General features: G+C 67.8%; 14 protein-coding genes. 8 read left to right on the forward strand and 6 right to left on the reverse strand.

Features of this window, described 5'->3' with window-relative positions; all coding sequences use genetic code 11:
• Positions 1-258: S1 RNA-binding domain-containing protein (locus tag JWN68_RS02785; protein WP_297734352.1), on the reverse strand; the 258-nt coding region annotated here is incomplete at its 3' end.
• Between the two features lie 212 nt (positions 259-470).
• Here JWN68_RS02785 and JWN68_RS02790 point away from each other — a divergent pair.
• On the forward strand, positions 471-1298 hold the full coding sequence (locus JWN68_RS02790; RefSeq protein ID WP_297734355.1) for a class I SAM-dependent methyltransferase: 828 nt from the start codon (positions 471-473) through the stop codon (positions 1296-1298).
• A gap of 45 nt (positions 1299-1343) precedes the next feature.
• On the opposite strand, the gene JWN68_RS02795 is transcribed toward JWN68_RS02790, so the two are convergent.
• Together JWN68_RS02795 and JWN68_RS02800 are read right to left on the reverse strand one after the other, a co-directional pair.
• The gene (locus JWN68_RS02795) at positions 1344-2042 is read right to left on the reverse strand and encodes a class I SAM-dependent methyltransferase (protein WP_297734358.1); all 699 of its coding nucleotides are present in this window, start codon (positions 2040-2042) and stop codon (positions 1344-1346) included.
• On the reverse strand, positions 2039-2977 hold the full coding sequence (locus JWN68_RS02800; RefSeq protein WP_297734361.1) for an NAD-dependent epimerase/dehydratase family protein: 939 nt from the start codon (positions 2975-2977) through the stop codon (positions 2039-2041). Before JWN68_RS02800 ends, JWN68_RS02795 begins: the two co-directional genes overlap by 4 nt.
• Before the next feature lie 75 nt (positions 2978-3052).
• Between JWN68_RS02800 and JWN68_RS02805 the strand changes: the two genes are divergently transcribed.
• From JWN68_RS02805 to JWN68_RS02815, 3 genes are read left to right on the forward strand one after another with little or no spacing between them, the layout of a single operon-like run.
• Complete coding sequence (locus JWN68_RS02805; protein ID WP_297734364.1) at positions 3053-3985, forward strand: NAD-dependent epimerase/dehydratase family protein; 933 nt, start codon at positions 3053-3055, stop codon at positions 3983-3985.
• The gene (locus tag JWN68_RS02810; protein WP_297734367.1) at positions 3966-6161 is read left to right on the forward strand and encodes a glycosyltransferase; all 2196 of its coding nucleotides are present in this window, start codon (positions 3966-3968) and stop codon (positions 6159-6161) included. The genes JWN68_RS02805 and JWN68_RS02810 overlap by 20 nt, the downstream gene beginning before the upstream one ends.
• Positions 6162-6166: 5 nt before the next feature.
• Positions 6167-8878, forward strand: a complete 2712-nt coding sequence (locus tag JWN68_RS02815) for an arabinosyltransferase domain-containing protein (protein WP_297734370.1) — start codon at positions 6167-6169, stop codon at positions 8876-8878.
• 377 nt (positions 8879-9255) lie between these two features.
• Here the strand turns inward: JWN68_RS02815 and JWN68_RS02820 are convergent, their stop codons facing one another.
• A complete protein-coding gene (locus tag JWN68_RS02820; protein ID WP_297734372.1) occupies positions 9256-10146 on the reverse strand; it encodes a DUF3068 domain-containing protein in 891 nt (296 codons plus the stop codon).
• Positions 10147-10284: 138 nt separating this feature from the next.
• Here JWN68_RS02820 and JWN68_RS02825 point away from each other — a divergent pair, with 138 nt between their 5' ends.
• On the forward strand, positions 10285-12141 hold the full coding sequence (locus tag JWN68_RS02825) for a hypothetical protein (protein WP_297734375.1): 1857 nt from the start codon (positions 10285-10287) through the stop codon (positions 12139-12141).
• Positions 12138-13337: an acyltransferase gene (locus JWN68_RS02830; protein ID WP_297734378.1), complete on the forward strand. Its 1200-nt coding sequence runs from the start codon at positions 12138-12140 to the stop codon at positions 13335-13337. Before JWN68_RS02825 ends, JWN68_RS02830 begins: the two co-directional genes overlap by 4 nt.
• Here the strand turns inward: JWN68_RS02830 and JWN68_RS02835 are convergent.
• On the reverse strand, positions 13235-17323 hold the full coding sequence (locus JWN68_RS02835) for a DUF3367 domain-containing protein (RefSeq protein ID WP_297734381.1): 4089 nt from the start codon (positions 17321-17323) through the stop codon (positions 13235-13237). The two genes, JWN68_RS02830 and JWN68_RS02835, sit on opposite strands and share 103 nt — an antisense overlap.
• Positions 17290-18057, reverse strand: a complete 768-nt coding sequence (locus tag JWN68_RS02840; protein ID WP_297734385.1) for a class I SAM-dependent methyltransferase — start codon at positions 18055-18057, stop codon at positions 17290-17292. The genes JWN68_RS02835 and JWN68_RS02840 overlap by 34 nt, the downstream gene beginning before the upstream one ends.
• A gap of 38 nt (positions 18058-18095) precedes the next feature.
• On the opposite strand from JWN68_RS02840, the gene JWN68_RS02845 reads away from it, so the two are divergent.
• Together JWN68_RS02845 and JWN68_RS02850 are read left to right on the forward strand one after the other, a co-directional pair.
• The gene (locus JWN68_RS02845; RefSeq protein WP_297734388.1) at positions 18096-19328 is read left to right on the forward strand and encodes a glycosyltransferase family 4 protein; all 1233 of its coding nucleotides are present in this window, start codon (positions 18096-18098) and stop codon (positions 19326-19328) included.
• Positions 19318-20082: a class I SAM-dependent methyltransferase gene (locus JWN68_RS02850; protein WP_297734391.1), complete on the forward strand. Its 765-nt coding sequence runs from the start codon at positions 19318-19320 to the stop codon at positions 20080-20082. Before JWN68_RS02845 ends, JWN68_RS02850 begins: the two co-directional genes overlap by 11 nt.
• Positions 20083-20145: the final 63 nt, after the last annotated feature.

A 20145-nucleotide genomic window follows, 5' to 3' on the forward strand; every position in this document is an offset into this window, starting at 1 on the left:
GGAGACGACTTCACTCGGGTCGATGTCGTGCTTGATCGACAGCTCGCGGGAGGGGATGACGCCTTCGGTCTTGTAACCGATGTCGAGCAGCACCTCGTCGCGGTCCACCTTGACGATGGTGCCCTCGACGATGTCGCCGTCGTTGAAGTACTTGATGGTCGCGTCGATGGCCGCGAGGAAGTCCTCTTCAGAACCGATGTCGTTGATAGCGACCTGGGGCGCGTCGTAGTCCTGAAGGTGGGAGAGGGTGCTCGTCATAAGGGAAGTGATTCCTTGGATGGATAGAAGTCGTACGGACGCGCCAGAAATCTTGTTTCACCATCGGTTGTCGACGGCGAGCGAGCGTCCGCTCCGTATGGAACCCAGGCAGACCTCTGGCGCACCCTGAAGAGTACGCGTGCGCTGCACGGTCAGTCCAACTGGGACGTAGGCCCGGTCGCGCTCTGCTGGGGGCGAGTTACCGTGGCCGCGTGCAGGACCACCTACCGCAGTCGGTGCGGGTCGAGCGCCGCCCGGTCGACGAAGCCGAGTCCCGGCGTGCGAACGGACGGGACTGGGACCGCTACGCCGACGAATATCAAGCCACCCACGGCGACTTCCTCGGCGACGCCGGCTTCGTCTGGGGCCCCGAGGGCCAGACCGAGGGCGACCTGCGCATCCTCGGTCCCGTCTCGGACAAGGACGTGCTGGAGGTCGGATCCGGTGCCGGCCAGTGCTCCCGGTGGGTCCGCTCGCAGGGCGGTCGGGCGTTCGGGCTCGACCTCTCCCATCGTCAGCTCCAGCACAGCCGGCGCCTCGACGAGAACACGGGGCTCCACGTCCCCTCCGTCCGCGCCACGGCCACCGCCCTCCCCCTGGCCGACAACTCGTTCGACATCGTCTTCTGCTCCTTCGGGGCACTCCAGTTCGTCGCCGACATCGACCTGGCACTCGCCGAGACGGCGCGCGTGCTGCGCCCCGGCGGCCGCTTCGCGTTCTCCGTCACCCACCCCACGCGGTGGATGTTCCCCGACGACCCCGACGTCGGCGGCCTCACCGCCTCTCAGTCCTATTGGGACAGGACGCCGTACGTCGAGGTCGACGACACCTCGGGCCTCGTGGCCTACGTGGAGCACCACCGCACGCTCGGCGACTGGGTTCGGCTACTGGCGCGCCACGGCTTCGTCCTCGTCGACCTCGTCGAACCCGAGTGGCCGGCCGACCATGCGCGCGTCTGGGGCGGCTGGTCCAGGACCCGCGGCCTCCTGACCCCTGGTACGGCGATCTTCGTCGCCGACCTTTGTCTTGTCCTTCAATGACTTCGTCCGTCTGAGCACGACCCCGGCCCACCGTGGAACGGCGCGCTATCCGCGCACCTTCACGTCGATCGTGGCAAGGAGGTTGGCGTTCCAGGAGGGCACGCGGAAGGGGTGGTAGCGCACCCGGACACGATCACCACGAAAGACGTGACTCGCGAGCGCCAGGAGCGATCCCACCGGGTTGACGTGCTCACGCGCGTACTTCAGGCGCGGATCGCCGACTCCGGCCCTGCGTAGCCGAGGGTAGGTCACGACGAGCTTGACGGCCCGGTTGAGCATGCCCGGATCGCACGGGAGCCCGATCACGATCTGACCTCCGGGTCGCACGACCCGACGGGTCTCCACGAGTGCTGCCTCGGGGTCGCGGAGGTGCGCGAAGAGACACGTCGAGATGACGAGATCGAACGCATCGGTGGCGAAGGGCATACGACTCACGTCCCCCGACACGAATCGCACGTGGGCGGACCGGGCGAGGCGGGCAGCCAGCGCCGGGTCGGTCACTGCAGGTAGTAGGTCCAGAGCGACGTAGGACTGCCAGTCGGGGCGGGTCGCGATGAAGTTGAGGTGCTCCCCCGAGCTTGCGCCCAATTCCATCACCGTCTGACCCTGCCGACGGATGGCAAGCTTCTCGACCTGACGATCGGTCAGGGAATTTCCCCACCCCTGGAGGCCCCTCCGGTGGACGGCCGTGTAGCTGGTGCCGTAGAAGGCCTCCGCCTCGGTCCCACCGCTCAACCCCGTCATGGCGTGACTCCCGCGCCGGCCTGCCAGACGACTTGGGCGCGAAGCCCCTCCTGCAGGCCCGTCGTGGGCTCCCAGCCAAGGAGCTCCCGAGCCTTGGCCGTGTGACCTCCGGTGTGTCGCTGGTCCCCGGGACGCGCCTCTCGGTGAACGAGCTGCGCGGTCCTGCCCAATGCCTCCTCGATGTGCCGCACGGCGTCCAACAAGGTGGTGCGCTCGGGACCAGCGATGTTGATCGTCTCCGCGATGGGCCTTCGCAGAGCCGCCTCTACCGTTGCGTCGGCGCAGTCACCTACAAAGGTGTTGGAGCGGGTCTGCAACCCGTCTCCGTGGATCACCACCTCGCGCCCTCCAGCCACCGCGTCAATGATCAGTCGGTACGCCATGTCTGGACGCTGCCGCGGACCGTAGACGGAGAAATAGCGCAAGATCGTGAACGGCAGGCCGAAGCTCCGGTGATAAGCGCGCAGCAGTTCCTCTGCCGCCAGCTTCGTCACGCCATAGGGCGAGGTCGGCTCGGTCGGTGCCGACTCATCGCCAACAGCCTCATGCCCGTAGACAGAAGACGTCGACACCTGGACCAGGTGCACGTTTCGATCCGTGCAGGCCCGGGCCAGCCCGTCGACCACGTGCAGGTTGCATTGTGCGTAGAGCTCGAAGTCACTCCAGCTGCGCATCAGGCCGGGCATGGCCGCCTCGTTGACCACGACGTCCACCCCGTCGAGCAGGCTCTCAGGTATCCCCGCCCTCAGGTCGTGAACGACCGCCTCAACGCCGCGCATCGCAGCGACGCCCTTCCAGGTCGCCTTCTTCTCGAGCGCCGAGTAGGAGTCGGCGAGAAAGCAGTCGACGGTTCGCACCTCGATGTTGCGCTGAACCAAGGTCTCGCACACACGACTCCCGATGAAGCCAGCACCGCCGGTCACCAGGACGCGCATCGTCGGTTCCTTCCGATGGTGTCGGAGCACACCTCCGGATCGGTGCTATCCTACGCGACTGAGAAGGGGGCTCCGATGAGGATTCTCATCACCGGCGGTGCGGGCTTCATCGGGCGCCGTCTCATCGGACACGTCCGAGGCCTGGGCCACGACGTGATCGTCGTCGACGCCGGGTTCACCGGTGTCCTTACCGACGTCCCGGACGACTGTCGCCTCGTCGAGCGCGACATCGCGAGCATCACGGGCAGCGACTGGGACGAGCTCCTCGCCGGCTGCGACATCGTCTTCCACCTGGCAGCCCGCAAGTACAACACCCCCGGTGTCACCGCCGAGCAGCTCATCGCCACCAATGTGAACGCGACGTGGCAACTGGCGCAGGCAGCGGCCCGGGCCAGCGTGAGCAGGCTCGTCTTCACGTCCAGCCTCTATGCGTACGGCGCACTCGGACCCGACCTCATGCGCGAGACGGACGTCCCCCTGCCTCGCACGCTCTACGGCTCCTCCAAGTTGATGGGCGAGCACATCCTGCGCACGGTCGGTCTTGAGAGTGGACTGTCGTGGAACTGCGCCCGCCTCTTCTTCGTCTACGGCCCCGGGCAGTACGCCGACGGCGGCTACAAGTCCGTCATCGTGACCAATCTCGAGCGGATGGCCGCCGGGCTCGCCCCCACCATCTGCGGCGACGGCGAACAGGCGCTGGACTATGTCTACGTCGACGACGCAGTAGAGGCGCTGTGGACCCTGGCCACCGCCGAGCCCACCTCCCAGGTCCTCAACGTCGCGTCGGGACGGGCGAGGTCGATCAACGATCTGACCGCCGCGATGATCGGGGTGGTGGGCGAGAAGTTCACCCCCGAGACGCTGGCGGCCGACTGGACGGCGGGCACATCCCGCGCCGGCGACCCGTCCCTGTGCCGCACCACGATCGGCTGGTCGGCGACCTCCGATCTGGCCACGGGGCTGGCCGGGACATGGCACACTCTGCGTCGTGACGACCCCGGACGCTGAGCCCGAGTCCACGCCGGAGCTGACGGTCATCGCCCCGTGTTTCAACGAAGAGGGCAACATCTCCGAGCTCGCGCGCCGCACCCGGGCGGCCCTCGAGTCGGCGGGCATCTCGTTCGAGCTGGTGCTGGTCGACGACTGTTCTACCGATGGCACCTGGGCCGCGATCAAGGAGGCTGAGGGCGAGCATCCCGGTCAGGTGCGGGGCATCCAGCATCCCGCCAACCAGGGCATGTTCGCAGCGTGGCGTACCGCACTCGAGGTCGCCCGGGGAGAGAACGTCTGTCTCATCGACGCAGACCTCCAGAACCCACCTGAGGCCCTCCCCCGGCTGTGGACCGAGCTGCACAGCCGAGCGGCGCACATGATCCAGGGATCTCGCTCTTCGATCGAGTGGCATCGCGACAGCCGCTACGTCTCCTCGCGCGGTCTGAACACCATCCTGAACACCGCTTTCGGCGACCGGGCGCGCGACAACAAGAGCGGCTTCGTGATGGCTCCGCGCTCGATCCTCGCGGACATCTTGGACTTCAAGAAGGACTACTCGTACCCCCAGACATTCGTCCGTGTCGCGGCGCACGCCAAGGGCTACACCGTGGCCGAGGTCGAGACCCTGTTCCAACCCCGGCGCGTCGGCACGTCGTTCCTCGACGCAACCCCCCCCGCGCGGCTCTATGCCGACGTCCTTACCGACGTGGCCAAGGGCCTGGGCGAGTTCGGTCGCGGTCGTCGACACCCGGTGGAGGCGCTGTACGCCGCGCCGCCCAAGGACGGCGGAGGGCCCAGCCATGGCTACCGCGGTGCGCGCAAGGCGTTGCTGGACACCTACTTCGCGACGATGCCGTTGCACGCCTGGCTGATCCGGCCCCGGACCAAGTCGATCTACGAGACGTTGCACCGCACCCAGTGGCTCGCGCCCGAGGAGCTGCGCGAACTGCAGATCTGGCGCCTGCAGCGCCTGTTGTGGCATGCCTACGCACACGTGCCCTACTACCGCCGGCTGTTCGCCGATCACGGCCTGCACCCGCGTGACATCAGCACCCCGGAGGACCTGCGCAAGCTGCCGATGCTGGACAAGGCGGACGTCACGGCCAACCTGTTCATGGACATGTTCGCCGACACGCACACCAAGAGCGAGATGCACCGAATCGCCACGAGCGGCTCCACCGGCCAACCGTTCGTGACGTACGTCGACCGACAGCAACTCGAGATCCGCTTCGCCTCGACCCTGCGTTCGTTGGAGTGGACCGGCTGGCGCATCGGTGACAAGCAGGCCCGGCTCTGGCACCAGACCCTCGGCATGAACCGCCTCCAGGTGGCTCGGGAGCGTATCGATTCGAAGATGATGCGTCGCACCTTCATCCCGGCGTTCGAGCTCACCGACGCGGGACTGTCCGGGCTCGCCGGCCAGCTCAACAAGATCCGTCCGGTGCTGATCGACGGATATGCCGAGTCGCTGAACTTCCTTGCTCTCTACCTCAACGCCGGCGGGCGCCTGGACTTCCAGCCGCGCGCCATCCTGTCCTCGGCCCAGATGCTCACGCGCGAGACTCGGCAGCAGATCGAGACCGGGCTGGGCGGCACAGTGTTCGACAAGTACGGCGCACGCGAGTTCTCCGGTATCGCCTATCAGTGCGGACACAGCCCGGACCATCACGTGCTCGACGAGAGCTACATCGTCGAGGTGCTCAAGGAGGGCCGGCCCGCTGCTCCCGGCGAGGTGGGTGAGGTCGTCATCACCGATCTCAACAACTTCTCGGTCCCACTCATCCGCTACCGCATCGGCGACCTTGCTGTGGCTGCGGACAACTCGACCGTGTGCACGTGCGGCAGGGGCCTCAGCCGTCTCGGTGAGATCCAGGGCCGCACGCAGGCGCTCGTGCACTGTGCGAACGACCGCTGGCTCCCGGGCACCTTCTTCGCGCACTTCTTCAAGGAGTACGCCCACCTGGTGCAGTTCTTCCAAGTGGTGCAAACCGTACGCGGTGCCTTCACCGTCAAGATCGTGCGAGGTCCACATTGGACACCACTCGAGTGGGAAGGTCTGGTCGTCGCGCTGCGCGAGTACACCGGGGACACGGACATCCACGTCGACTACGTCGACGAGATCCCGCTGCTCCGAACGGGCAAGCGCACGCCCGTTGTCTCGCACGTTCGAGTGGACTTCCAGCACCTGTGAACCGTATGAGGCTAGCGCTGGCAATCGCGATCGGAGCCCTGCTCACGTCGGTCATATTCGCGATCACGCCACCCCGGTTCCACGCCAGCGAGATCACTTGGCAGCCCAATGGTCCGGAGGACTCCGGAGCCCTACGACTCACCCGGCGACACCCGGAGAAGGTCACGGTGGAGACGACCTGCGCGGCGCTGCGCGCGCACGCCCAACCTGGCGTCCCAGCGTTGAACCTCGGAGAGCTACTGCTCGACCTAGACGGCGACCAGCTCAGCCTGCACCCGCTCGAGGTGGAGGGCGCCTCCGTGACTCTGCCAACCGGCGACTGCGCCGTCACTGGGCTGTACCACCTCTCTGATTCTCGCCTCACCCTCACCGCGGGTACAGACACTGCGTCAGCCACCGTCTCGCCGCCGGCCGTGTTCCGCCTGAGCGCGACGGGCAACGCTGTCGAATCAGTCATCATCAAGACACAGGCATCTGGCCTGGCAGCATCGTGGTCGCGCTGGGCCATCGGTCTGACCAGCCTGCTGGGCTGCTTCGGAGCACTGGCCCTGAGTCGGCGATCGCGACCCCGAGCCGACACCGACCCGGACCAGACATCGAGCCGACGGAGACTCCGGACATGGTGGGGAGCGCTTGACCCAGTCGACCTCGTGGTGTTGGTGGCCTTGATAGCGCTCGCGTTCATCGTGCCAGCGCAATACGACGAGGGCTGGGTGATGGTCCGCAGCGAGGCCCTCGGCCGCGGCTGGTTCGGCAACGTCTACGAGACCGAGGACGCGTGGCTTCCTCAGGGGCTGTGGCACGAGTTCGTCTACTACCAGCTGCAGCGGGCTGGGCTGGGCTTCATTCACCTCCGACTTGTGGTGGCCTTGGTGCTGTCCGGCACCTGGGTGGTGCTTCGGGCGCACGTGATCTCCCACTTTGTGGGTACGCAGGCCTCGCGATGGCCGCCGGTCGCCGCCACCTATCTTGCTTTCTGTGGCGTCGGGTTGATGAGCCTGCGCGCCGAGCCGGTGGTGGTAGTCCTCGGTGTCCTGGCTCTGGCCGCCTGGGTCTCGTACCTGCGTCGACCGGGCCCTCTTCCGCTGTTCGTCGGCCTCGTGTCCTGTGGAGCCGCGGTAGCCGCCCACCAGACGGGCTGGGTCACGCTCTCGCCGGCGGCCTTGCTGCTGGCAGCGACCCTCTCCACGGTTCGCAAGGACCGCAATCAACTCGCCCCGCTCCTGGCCGCAACGCTCAGCGCCGGCGCCTTTGCGATCCTTGTGATGTTCGCGGCTGTGGACCTCCGCACGGTCGCCGACGGAGCTGAGACCTTCGGAGCCGCCGGGCATGAGCTGCTGATCATGAACGAGCCGCAGCGCTTCATCATGACCTTCAACGGTGAGACCGCCGCCGCCCGGGCGTTCATGGTGCCGCTGCTGATCACGCTCGTCGTGGTCGGATCGCCCGGCGTCGGCCAGAACGTCGGCCGCCGGGCTCTATGGACTGCCGGTGTTGCATGGATCGGCGGAGTCGTGTTCACCTCGAGCAAATGGCCCATCCATCTTGGCGTAGAAGCGGTCCCGGCCGTCTTGATGGCCGCCCTCATCGCCAGTGCCTGGCAAGGCCGCAGGACGACGTTCCCCGGCCGTGGCGCACTACTGGTGATGTTGCTTCTGGGTGCCGCGACCTCCTTCACCGTTGCGGGCTTCTGGGGCTACCGCGACCTCGCCAGCCTGGATTGGGTGAAGTTCAGTCGCCTGATGACCGATGGTCACGCACGCAGCATGTGGTACCCCGCGATCGCGCTCTTTGCCTTGCTGGGCTGGATTGCCAACTCTTGGCAGCCGGCACGGCGGTTCGCGACCGCAGCAATCTGCCTCGCCGTGATCCTCCCCATGGCGACGAGCCTCGGTTGGGTGCTCCGAGATGCCGCGCGGCCGGGGTGGAGCGCCGCCAGTGCAAATGTCCGAAACGTGTTTGCTCAAGATGACTGCGGCCCACTCAGCGACTCGTCCCTGCCCGCGACGGCACAGCCGCTGGACGAGACCGCCGAGCTGCAATGGGGCGGCAAACCACTGGCGCCGGGAGCTTTCCCGCGGGTCAGCGAACTCGCCGCCGGCCCGCTCGGTGAGCTGGAGACGTGGGGCACTTGGGCGTCGCCCGAGGAGGGCCAGACGCCCGATGCCAACACCGGCAGATTCGCGACGCCGTCCTACGCCGTCTCCGACGTCGACGAGATCGTCTTCTGGTCGGTGTCCGGGGACCCCAGCACCCAAAGCATGTGGGCTGAGTTCCAGACTGTGGACGGAGCGCTCCCCAGCGACGCCGTCGAGACGAGCACGGCTCCGGAGTGGCGGCTCCACCGACTGCCTGTCCCTCCTGATGCAACGTCAGTGCGCATCAGGGTGGAAGACGACAGCGCGGGCTACGGTGGCTGGAGCGCCGTCTCCACGCCCGTGTGGCATCACGCAACCACGCCGGCCGAGGCTTTCGCCAACGCATCGGTCTACGTCCCGCCAGCCGTAGCCACCAGGTACCCGTGCATGCGAATGCCGAGTCTCGCGGGTGGCTATTGGCATGAGTTCGAGTACGTGGTGGACGACCCCACCTACCTCTGGCTCCCGGACTTTCCAGATCTGACAGTGACGCAGATCGGCTGCGAGGACGAGACCCACTGCCTCCGCAATCTGGACTACCCGATGGCCGAAGTCACCGTTCGCCGGGTTACGTCCTGATCGGGCGAGAGTACGTCCCTCCGGTCGCCACGTTGTCGCCGTTGCCAACACCGGGTTCGCGGACCTTCGGGGTGACGACGTAGCCGTTTATGCCACCGTTCTCGGCGGTCCTGCGAGCCGTTCGTCGGTCGAGTTTCGCACCACGCAGAGGCCAACGGCTCCCTCACCGGGCCGGCCGCGGCTTTCCTCGGGCAGCGCAATGGCGTAGATGAGGCACACCCCGCCAGCGAGCTCTGCGAGGCGCGCCCTGGAGCTTCTCGTTCCCAGTCGGAGTCGGAGGACTCGTCTCGGCCTTCGATCTAGTTGACGCCGCACATGACAACAAGCCGGACCCCGGTGCGGGGTCCGGCCTGTCAGTCAGCATGTGGTGCGTGGCGTCAGACCGTTTCGTCCCGACGCCCGGCGAACACCAGGAACGCACCGGCCAAGAGGGCCAGGAGTCCGCCGATGAAACCGACCAGCGGCAGCGTGCCGGTGACCAGGTCGAGCTGGCTCTTGTTGTCCTTGGTGGTCTTGATGCCGCTGGCGACCTGCTCCTCGGTGAAGCCGATCTCCATGTCGAGCACGGTCGTCCCGTCCTCGAGCTCGCGGACCTCGTGGTACTGCTGGTTGACGATGGCGCCGGTGCGCGGCTCGATCCAGATGAACTTGTCCTGGCTGTAGACGCCCTGGACACCCTCGACGACGTCGGCCTCGACCTCTTCGAGGAGGACGCGGTACTTGTACGTCTCGAGCCCGTCGAGGCTCTCGGTGCTGTCGTAGGCGGCGGTGACCGTCTCGCCGAGCAGGCCGTCCCAGTAGGGGTAGTCCTTCTTCTCAGCCTTGAAGGGCCACTTGTTGACGAGGCCCTCCTTCTCCTCGGCGCCGGCCGGGAGGTACTTGCCGTTGACCGCCAGGCCGTCGCTGCGATCGGTCGCGAAGACGTCGGACGTGGCGCTGACGAGACGGGCCTCGGGGTCCTCGGCGTCGACGCAGTCGGGCACGTCGCCCTCGTCGATGACCAGGCACGTGGTGTTGACGAAGACGATGACCTCGTCATCCGAGCGCTTCGAGTCGGCTTTGGTGATGCTCGTGGCCTTGACGTCGATCGCCTCGGTCTCACCGGTCGCTGGGTTGAGCTTGTCCGCGTTGCCGCTGAGGTACGTCGTGCTGTTCGTGTCGAGCGGCGTGCGCTCCACCTGTCCGGGGGCCCAGACGGTGGCCAGCAGACCGGTCACCAACAAGAACGCTCCCAAGCCGAGCAGTACCCAGCCAATGATCTTGCGCACTTCAGGTCCCTCCCAGGATTCAGTAAAGTCGCCGAAGGCTACCAGCAGGTAGCAGGAGAGTGGGCTCTAGTTCCAGAAATGAGCCCAACATGTCGGACCGCGACTCCTGCGAGGGCCGGTGTGGCATCATCTCCGCCCGTGGCTGGCATCCGGGAGGAGATCGACGGCGGCTCCCGCCAACCGGCCACGTCGGGCACGTCAGCAATGCTCTCGACGGTCGGACGCATGGGGTTGGTGCTGGTGCTCCTGCATCTGGCGTTTCGCGCCTGGGCAAGCCTCGAGAGCTGGTTCTACCTCGATGACTACAAGCTGCTTCTGGATGCGCGCGTCAGCAGTTTCGGACCTGACTACCTCCTTCTTCCGTACAACAGCAACCTGATGCCCGGGGGCCGGGTGCTGGCTTGGCTGGTAGCCGAGGCAGGTCCGCTCAACTGGCTCCTCGCCTCGGGCGTGATCCTGCTCCTGCAGGCGGTGGCGGCGGTGGGTGCATGGTGGGCGTTCCTGACCGTGTTCGGCGCGCGATGGGGTTCCTTGGTCCCCCTGTCGCTGTACCTCACGAGCGCCATGGCGCTCCCGGTGATGATGTGGTGGACGGCCGGTGTCAACCAGGTGCCGCTGCAGGGCGCGTTCTTCCTTGCTGTCGGGTGCTGGGTGCGCTTCCTCAGGACACCTCGGCCGCTGTGGTTGGTCCTGACGGTGCTGGCGGTGACCTACGGCTTGTTCTTCTATGTCAAGGCGATCCTCATCCTGCCCGTCCTCGCGTTCTTGGCGCTGGCCTACTTCGCACAGGGCAGCCCCGTGTCACGCCTGCTGACGATCACGCGTCGCTACTGGCCCGCAGTCGTGGGAGGCCTCGGGGTGGGGGTTGCGTATGGCGCCTACTACGTCACCCACGTCACGGCGCCTTTCACGGAGACCAGCGTCTCGATCGTGCTGCGGATCGTGGACACCATGGTCTTTCGTGCCTTCGGCTCGGGCGTGGTGGGTGGGCCGTGGAACTGGAACAGCCAGCCAGCGCCCAACTCGTTCGCCGATCCGCCGCTGTGGGCCGTGGGTGTCGCCTGGCTCGTGATCGGCGCGGTGGTGCTGGTGGGCTTCGTGACCCGGCGACGGACCTTGCGTGCGGTCGCCCTCCTTGTGGGCTTCTTGGTCGCGTGCCTGGCGCTGCTGGTGAACAGCCGGGGTCCGGCCTTCGGGGCGATCATCGGTCTGGAGTACCGCTACCTCACTGACGCCGCATGCGTGGCCGCCTTGGTCGTTGGGCTGATCTACCTCGAGATCCCCGGCGCCGTGGAGTCGTCCCAGCATCGACCCCGGCCGCTCGTCCGGCTACCGGCCGTCCCGAATTCGAGGTGGCTGCCGCTCGCCCTGGTGGCGGTGGTCGCAGCCGGTGGCATGGTGAGCTCATACCGCTATGTCCATGTCTGGCACACCCAGAACGCCAGTGACAGCTACCTCCGCACTCTCACAGAGGACTTGGGCCGTCTGGGCAACGTGGACCTCACCGAACAGGAGGTTCCGAACGACGTCTACGACCAGATCTTCGCCCCCGACAACCGTCTCAGCCGACTCACACCGTTGCTGGACCGCAGGGTCACCTATCCCGAGGCCAGCGAGGACCTGGCGATGGTTGACGAGGTCGGACATGTCCACCGAGTCGACATCGGGCCCGGCACGATGTCTCGCCCGGGCCCCATCGAGGACTGCGGTTGGCGACTCCGTGACGAGCCCGGGATTCGTGTCCCCCTGCGAAATGTAGCGTTCGACTTCCTGTGGTGGATCAAGATCTCGTACCTGAGCAGCGCATCTACACCTGTCACCATCACAGCGGACGACTCGACCGTGAGCACATCGTTGCGCGAGGGCCTCAACGACCTGTATGTCCGAGTGGAGGGACAGTTCGCCGACGTCCGCATCTCCGGGCTGGATCCCGGGGTGACACTGTGTATCGACACGATCGAGGTCGGACCACCCGAGCCTGGAGACCCACTGTGACTCCTCATCACGTCGATGAACGACCGGACTTCCCCGGACTGGACGTGCTGCGCGCCGTCGGCGCGATCGCCGTGCTCACCACGCACGTCGCGTTCCAGACCGGGGAGTACTTCCGACACGGCACTCTCGGCGTGGTTCTGGCCCGTCTCGACGTCGGCGTGGCGTTGTTCTTCGTCCTCTCCGGCTTCCTGCTGTCCCGACCGTTCTGGGCTCGCGCCGTCCTCGAGCGGCCGGCCCCGCGCATGAGGACGTACGCAACCAAGCGGTTTTGGCGCATCTTCCCCATCTATGTGGTGGCTGCAGGCGTCGCGCTCGCCTTCGTCCCCGGCAACGAGGATCGGGGAGTGCCGGAATTGTTGAGGTCGATGACGATGCTCGACACGTTCGTCTCCCGCTCGCTCCCGTACGGTCTCACGCAGATGTGGAGCCTTGCGGTCGAGGTGACGTTCTACGTCGTCCTGCCCTTGCTGATGTGGTTCGCCACCGGAGGTGGGCGGGGGGCTCTGCGCCGTTCGACGCCCGTGCTGGTGGGCCTGCCCGCGATCAGTGCCGTGTGGATCCTCTGGGTGGCGCCGGCCCTCGCCGATGAGCGCGCTTGGTCTCCCACACTCTGGCTGCCGGGGTTCCTCTCCTGGTTCGCAGCCGGCCTCTGGCTGGCCCGCGAGCACGTCCTGCAGCAGGCCGGAAGGGCCACTGGACTTGGGAGAAGGGTCGCCGCGCTGGGCTGCCAACCCGGAACCTGCTGGGTCGCGGCGTCGGGACTTCTCCTGCTGACAGCTACCCCGATCGCCGGCCCGATCTCGCTCGAGCCGGGCACCCCTGCCGAAGCTCTGGTCAAGAACGTCTGCTACACCGCCATAGGTCTGTTAGTAGTCGCCGCGGGCGCGTGGTCGTCGCCGACGGGCGTCTACCACCGAGTGGCCTCGGCGCGGATCCTGCGCCACGTGGGGCACGTGTCGTACGCCATCTTCTGCCTGCACCTCATCGTGCTCGCTGGGCTGCTCGAGATGGTCGACTACGACATCTTCACCGGTGACTTCCCGCGCATCTGGGCCATGACCCTGTTCGGGACGCTCGTGGTGAGCGAGATCGCCTATTGGCTGGTGGAACGACCTGCGATCGCGTTCGGCCGACGCTCCGCGGTGTCGATCGCCACCCAGGCGGCCACTGCCGAGCATGCCGCAAGCACCAGGTAGGGCGGCCAACCGAAGTTCCCCGCCCAAGGAGTGTGCGTCCACGGGTTGAACATATACGAGGCGGCGGCCGGTACCAGGAACGCGGCCCAGCCCCATCCCTCCGCCCGCGTCCACCTGCGTCGCACGATGAACACGACTCCGACGACGACCGTCGCCACGGCTGTCCCGCCCCAGCCGGCCAGCAGCGCCGCCACGACGACCACTGCTGCGGCCGACGCCCAGGCCGGGCTTGTGCCCTCGCCCACCGGCTCCGGGAGTGAGGCTCCTCGATGACGTAGCAGCGCTGACCCCAGCAGGACAAGCCAACCTGCTGCACCAACGACCAGGCCCGCCTGGAAGAGTCGCTGTGGCGCGAAGCGCACGGTCAGCTCGCTCGAGGTCCCGACGTCCCAACCCTGCCGCCATCCGTCGAAGACCTGAGGGGTTGCGGCACCCTCGGCGGACCAGCCGGCGTTGACATTCTCTCGGGAGACGACGTAGCGGTTCTGGATCCCCGTGAAGCTCCGCGAGGTCGCGCTCAACTGCGTCCCGACTGCCTCGGCCGACGGCGGAGCCACGCCGCCCAGGACGACCGAGTTCGCCAAGAACGCGTCCGATGGGGAAACCACGAGCGTGTTCGGGCCGGAACGAAGGAGCACACCGTCATCGCCGCACGCGACGGCTGGCACCTCGGTCCCGGAGGCCAGCTCGGCAGGGCTGGCGCTGACCCTTGTCCTGACCACGTCGCCGTTGATGTTGACGTCTGGTCCCGACCCACACGGCAGGTCCAGAGTGCTCTCGGACGGCGCAATGGGGAGGAAGGGTACGCCCGTGAGGCGGAGCTCACCGATGCCCACCGGCACGTCCGAGGCGCTCCCGGCAAAATTCAGGTCCGTGGCAGGTTCGGCCTCAGTGACCTTGATGTCCATCGACTTCGTCCGGATCAACGGAAACGAGACGATGCCGTCATCGCCCAACCCCACTCGGCGAGAACCACCGGGCCATGACAGCAGCACGGACTGCGGCGCCCGGGCGGCCGTCCCACGTTCAACCGCGAGAGCCAGACCCCGGATGTCCACCTGCGTGAGGAAACGCAGGCTGATGACAGGATTGATGTCACCCGGGCGTGCGGTCCAGGTCGTGCCGGCTGCCCCGTCGAGCATGGCGACCGCAGATGCCCGTGGATCGGGCATGGCGGTGGTGGACGTGCGCACCGAGACGACCTGGTCCCGCTGGATGAGCTGATTCAGTGCCTCCCCTGCGCGGGTCTCCACTCGCACGGACAGGTCCATGGAGCTCGCCTTGGACAACGAGAACCTGCGGGCGAAGACGCCCGCCTCTTCCTCGCTGCGTTGCAACAGCGCACGGCACCGCACGGAACCGTCGACCGTGGCGCAGCCCGTCCGGTTGTCGGCAACACGACGCAGCACGATCGCGTCCGGATTGCCCCAGGCGGGAGGGAGCTGGGGCAGGACGAGGTGGCGCTCGACCTGCGCCTCCCCCACGACGACCTCGGCCAGCGACATCTGGTTGCCGGGGACGCCCGAGACGTCCTCGACCCAGACCTTCTGCGCAGACGCCGGACCGACAACAACGCGTCGCTCCCCCGGAGCGAAGTCGAGCACGGGGCTTTCCCAGTCCTCCGCACGAAGCTGGAGCTGCTCCTTGCCCGTGCCCGGACCCAGGGTCACCGAGATGCGCCCGGCTTGAACGGGATTCCCGAAGTCGACCCACCACTTCTGTGGCTGCTCCGAAGAACGCGACGAGACCCACGCCGACCCAGGGTTGCCGTCGAGGGCGGAGTAGGGCATCTCACCGGGCCCGCCACCTCCGCTGCCACCGGCCGCAGCGCCAGAGGACGTGGCGCCGACCTCGGCTGCGCCGCGGTACCTTGCCTCCACGTCCCAGTCCGACTGGTCAGCCAGCTGGTAGTCGGGAAGTCGTCGGTCCAGGGTGGACGGGTCCCGTGGCGCAAGTGTCTGCGAAACGGCGTCCGAGATCCGCGCGAAGTGTCGCTCGACCCGGCGCAGACCGTCAGTGAGAACGAGCGGGCCTTCGGGTGCCGCCTTGGTTGCAGCGTCCATCGCCAGCACGGTGGGGTCCCGTCCCACCAGCCCCAGGTCGGCGAGGTCGAGCAGGTCCTCGGGACCACCGACGACGGTCGTCGGGGTGTCCACCGTGGTGGCGAAGCCACGCGCGCCATTGACCTCGTAGATCTCGAGCGCGGCGTACGACGACTGCCATCCGCCGTTGATCAAGGCGCGACCCAGGTCGCCGGCCACTTCAGGCTCGCCGCCGATGTCGGGGCCGAACTCGGCGACCATGCGGAGTCCCGGAGACTGGTCGATGGTCTGATGCACGAGGACCGGATCGGTGACGCCGGAACGGACCAGGTCGTTGCGGACGAGCAGGTGGGTGATTCCTGCACGGGCCAGGAACGTCGTGAATCCCGGCCCCCCGTCACCTTCTGTCATGCGCTGCTCGATCTCGTTGAGCGCCCGGATGTTCCCCGCTGGCACGAGTGGCACCGCGTTGCGCACCGCCCAGGGCGATCCCGCGATGCCCTGCATGGGTTCGTCACGGGGTTCGCCCCAGACGTAGGTCCCGAACGACGACCCGGGCACGAGGAGAGCCACGCCCTCGTCGTCGCGGTCGTCCAGCCAGGCGGCCGCTCTCTGCCAGTAGTCCGGGATGTCGCTGAACCCGGACCGGGGCGCGGCGTTCCCAGCAGCGAAAGGCAGGCTCATGATCAGGACAGCTCCCACGACCGAGCCGATGAGCGTACGAGCCGCGACACCGTCGGCTGACCTGCCGGAGACCGTGCGGCGGGTCCGGAGGCGGGTCAGAGCCTCGTCAACCGTCCAAGCCAGCCCCACAACGAGCGGGAGCCTGATGACGGGGTCGAACTTGTGGACGTTGCGGAGCGGCGCGAGCCCTCCGTCGAGCGCCGAGTTCAACAGCGGGGCGAAGAGCCCTTGACCGGCACCGAGGTGACCCATGGTGACGGCAAACAGACCCGTGAGCACGCCCAGCACGAGGAAGCGTCGGTGCGGGTTGCGGCGCAACGTGAGTCCTGCGAGACCGCAGACCATCAGCGTGGCGGAGTTGAGGATGTAGTGGTACTGCGAAAGCAACTGCCCACCGGCGAACGACTGCGGGTCGACATAGGCCACCCAGTTGGAGGTCCCGCGGAGGGCGTCGAAGAGGTTGGTGGGATAGGTGGTCACCGACGCCGACTCGATGAAGTCGAGGAAGGGTGGACTGTAGGCACCGAGGGTGAACAAGGGGACGAGCCACCACAGCGTGCCCAGGAGCACGAACAGCGGCCACCAGAGCATCAACGCCCGGCGACGAGGCCCGCGGCTGCGCGTGAGGATCCACAGCGCACCCAGCGGGATCACCGCGAACGTCGCGACAGCGTTGACACCACCCACCAAAGCCACCGCGACTGCAGACCGGGCAGTTGCGACACGCGGTGAGCCATGGTCGGCACCAAGGACCAGGGGCAGCAGGACCCAGGGCGCGAGGGCGCTGGGCCAGACCTCGATGGAGCTCGGGCCGATCACCGTGAGCATCCGCGGGGAGAGGGCGTAGGCGAAGCCGGCCAGCAGGCACGCCAGGTCGGAGCGAACGCCGAGAGCGCGGGTCACCCTGGCCGCGCCGACGAGCGCCACGCACAGCACCAGTGCCATCCAGAGTCGCTGGACGACCCAACCGGGCAGGTCGAGCAGAGATCCGAGGAGGAAGAACGGCCCCATGGGCCACAGGTAGCCGTAGGCCTGGTTCTGCAGCTGACCGAACGCAGCCTGGGCGTCCCAGAGGTCCACGGCACGGCCCAAGAATCCTGAAGGGTCGACCGCAAGGTCCAGCTTGGTGTCGGCGACAAGGAACCCTGCTGCCTGAGTCATCGACATACCGGTGATCAACACGCATGCGGCGGCCAGTCGCCACCGGAACCGCGCGCTCTCCTCGGTCACCGCTTGCGCAGCACCAGCACGAGGTTCCACGTCACCACCTCTCGAACGACAGGAAGGTGCATCAGCCACCGGCTCCACCACGGGTTGTATCGCGGGATCAGGTGCACGACGTCGGCCACGTCCTGCTCGCGAGCCCATCGGAGCCCGTCGGCCACGGTGACCTTGAAGAGTGACTCGCCGTACTTGTTCTTCGGCTCCCGCCCGTGCGTCCTGGTGTAGCGCCGGCGCGCTCGTACCCCGCCCAGGTAGTGCCACGGCGAGGTCTCATGCCCCCCGTGGGGGCCGTACCACGTGGTGTAGCTGATGAACGCCAGTCCACCGCGACGCGTCACGCGCACCATCTCACCGGCCATCCGCCACGGGTCGGGGACGTGCTCGAGGACGTTGGAGGAGTAGCAGATGTCGACCGCGTCATCGCGAAACGGCAAGTCCATGCCACTGCCGATGACCGTCCCGGAGCCGATGTCGCCCGCTCCTGCCAGCTCGCCCACGTCGGAATCGAGGGAGTAGTAGGTGGCCCCGGCTTCGGTGAAGGCGTCGCGGAAGTAGCCGGGCCCACCTCCGACGTCGAGAAGCGTCGCTCCGGACAGGTCGGCGTACTCCCCGACGTGAGCGGCAGAGTCCTGGGCCAGAGCTGTGTAGAAGCGGGCCGGGTCGGGCTGCTCATAGCGGAACTCGTTGAAGAGGAAGAGCGAACGACGCAGATCGGCCCGCCAGGATCCTGAGGTCCGGCGGGCCGGATTGGGTCGGTTCAGGCGCGGCACCCGGAGACCTTACCCTCTGGTAGTAACGTCTGCGGGCAATGTCTGACCATCGTGATATCTCTGGCCGGCACGTCGCTTTCTTCAGCTGGCGTGATACCCGCAACCCCGAGGGCGGCGGTGCCGAGCGCTACCTCGAGAAGATGGCCGAGGGCCTCGCCTACCGCGGCGCGCAGGTCACCATCCTCTGCGCGGCGCACGCAGCGGCCCCGCCCGACGAGACCGTCAACGGCGTCCGCTTCGTCCGTCGGGGCACGAAGCTGACCGTCTATCGCGAGGGCGTCTGGGCCCTGCTGCGCCGCGAGTTCGGCCGGGTCGACGTCGTCGTCGACGTCCAGAACGGGCTGCCATTCTTCACCCGAGCTGCGACCCGCAAGCCGGTCGTGGTGCTGATGCACCACGTTCATCGTGAACAATGGCCCGTCGTGTATCCCGGGCTCACGGGACGGGTCGGCTGGTGGATCGAGCACGCGCTTGCGCCCCGGTTGTACCGGAGGTGTCAGTACGTCGCAGTCTCCCGCGCGACCCGGATGGAGCTCCAGGAGCTCGGAGTGGACCGCCAGCGCATCGCCGTCGTCCACAACGGCACCGACCCGGTCCTCCCTGTGGGCGTCGGAAAGTCCCACCACCCCATGGTCGCGGTGGTGGGGCGCCTCGTGCCCCACAAGCAGGTCGAGCACGCCATCGACGTCGCCGTCGCCCTGCGCGAGGAGCACCCCGGCCTGCGGCTGCACGTGGTCGGCGGCGGCTGGTGGGAGGACGAGCTGCGCGAGCACGCCGCACGCCTCGGCGCGGGCGACACGGTGGTCTTCGAGGGCCACGTCGACGAGGCCCGCAAGCACGAGGTCTACGAGCGCGCGTGGCTGCACCTGATGCCGTCGCTCAAGGAGGGCTGGGGCCTGGTGATCGGCGAGGCCGGCATGCACGGCACCCCCACCGTGGCCTACGCCTCGGCCGGCGGGGTGTGCGAGTCGATCGACGACGGCCGCTCCGGCGTCCTGGTCGACGACCAGGCCGGGCTGCTGGAGGTCACCCGCCGACTGCTGGACGACGCCTCCGAGCGGACCCGCCTGGCGGAGGGTGCGCGGGTGATGAGCCACGCCTACTCCTGGGAGAGCGCCCAGGAGGGCTTCGCCGCCGTGCTGACCTCCGCGCTCGACGGGGTCCTGGTCGGCGAGGGGACCCGCCCGGCGGTCGTGGTCGGGCACGCCCCCACGGACACCCGGATCCTGGCCGAGCCCGCCGACCGGCCAGACTGGTCGCGTGCCGGATGAGTCCCTCTCGGTGACCCGAGCCGCCTGGCGCGCGACGCTGGGCCGCTCGGTGCGCCTGCTCGACGACTTCCGCTACGAGCAACCCGACCCCGACCGGTTCTACCGCGCGCTCGCGGCCGACTCGGTCGGCCAGCTCGCGACGTACGCCGACCTCGACGGTGCCGTGCTGCTCGACGTGGGCGGGGGCCCGGGCTATTTCCGTGACGCGTTCCGGGCGGCCGGCGCGACCTACTGGGCCCTCGACGCCGACGTCGGCGAGCTGTCCGGCCTCGGTGGCATCGCGGCCGGCACGGTCGTCGGGAGCGGCCTGCAGCTGCCGTTCCGCGACGGGTGCCTCGACGTCTGCTACTCCTCCAACGTCCTGGAGCACGTGCCCGACCCCTGGCGGATGGCCGAGGAGATGGTGCGCGTCACCCGCCCCGGCGGCCTGGTGTTCCTCAGCTACACGGTCTGGTGGGGACCCTGGGGCGGCCACGAGACCGCGCCCTGGCACTTCCTCGGCGGAGCCCGTGCGCGGCGCCGCTACCGCCGCAAGCACGGCCGCGAGCCCAAGAACCGGTTCGGGGAGTCGTTGTTCGCGGTGACGGTGGCCGCCGGGGTCCGGTGGGCCCGGGCCCGAGCCCGTGCCGACGACGTCGACCTCGTCGACCTCGTGCCCCGCTACCACCCGTGGTGGGCGCACTGGCTGGTCCGTGTCCCGGTGCTGCGCGAGCTCGTCACCTGGAACCTCGTCATCGTCCTGCGCAAGCGGTGAGTGGCGCCACGGCGCTCGACGTCGACGCTCCCGGAGGCGTGCCCCCGACCGCTTCCCACGGCG

Origin of the sequence: Nocardioides sp., from assembly GCF_025964975.1 — a bacterium.
Lineage (GTDB): Bacteria > Actinomycetota > Actinomycetes > Propionibacteriales > Nocardioidaceae > Nocardioides.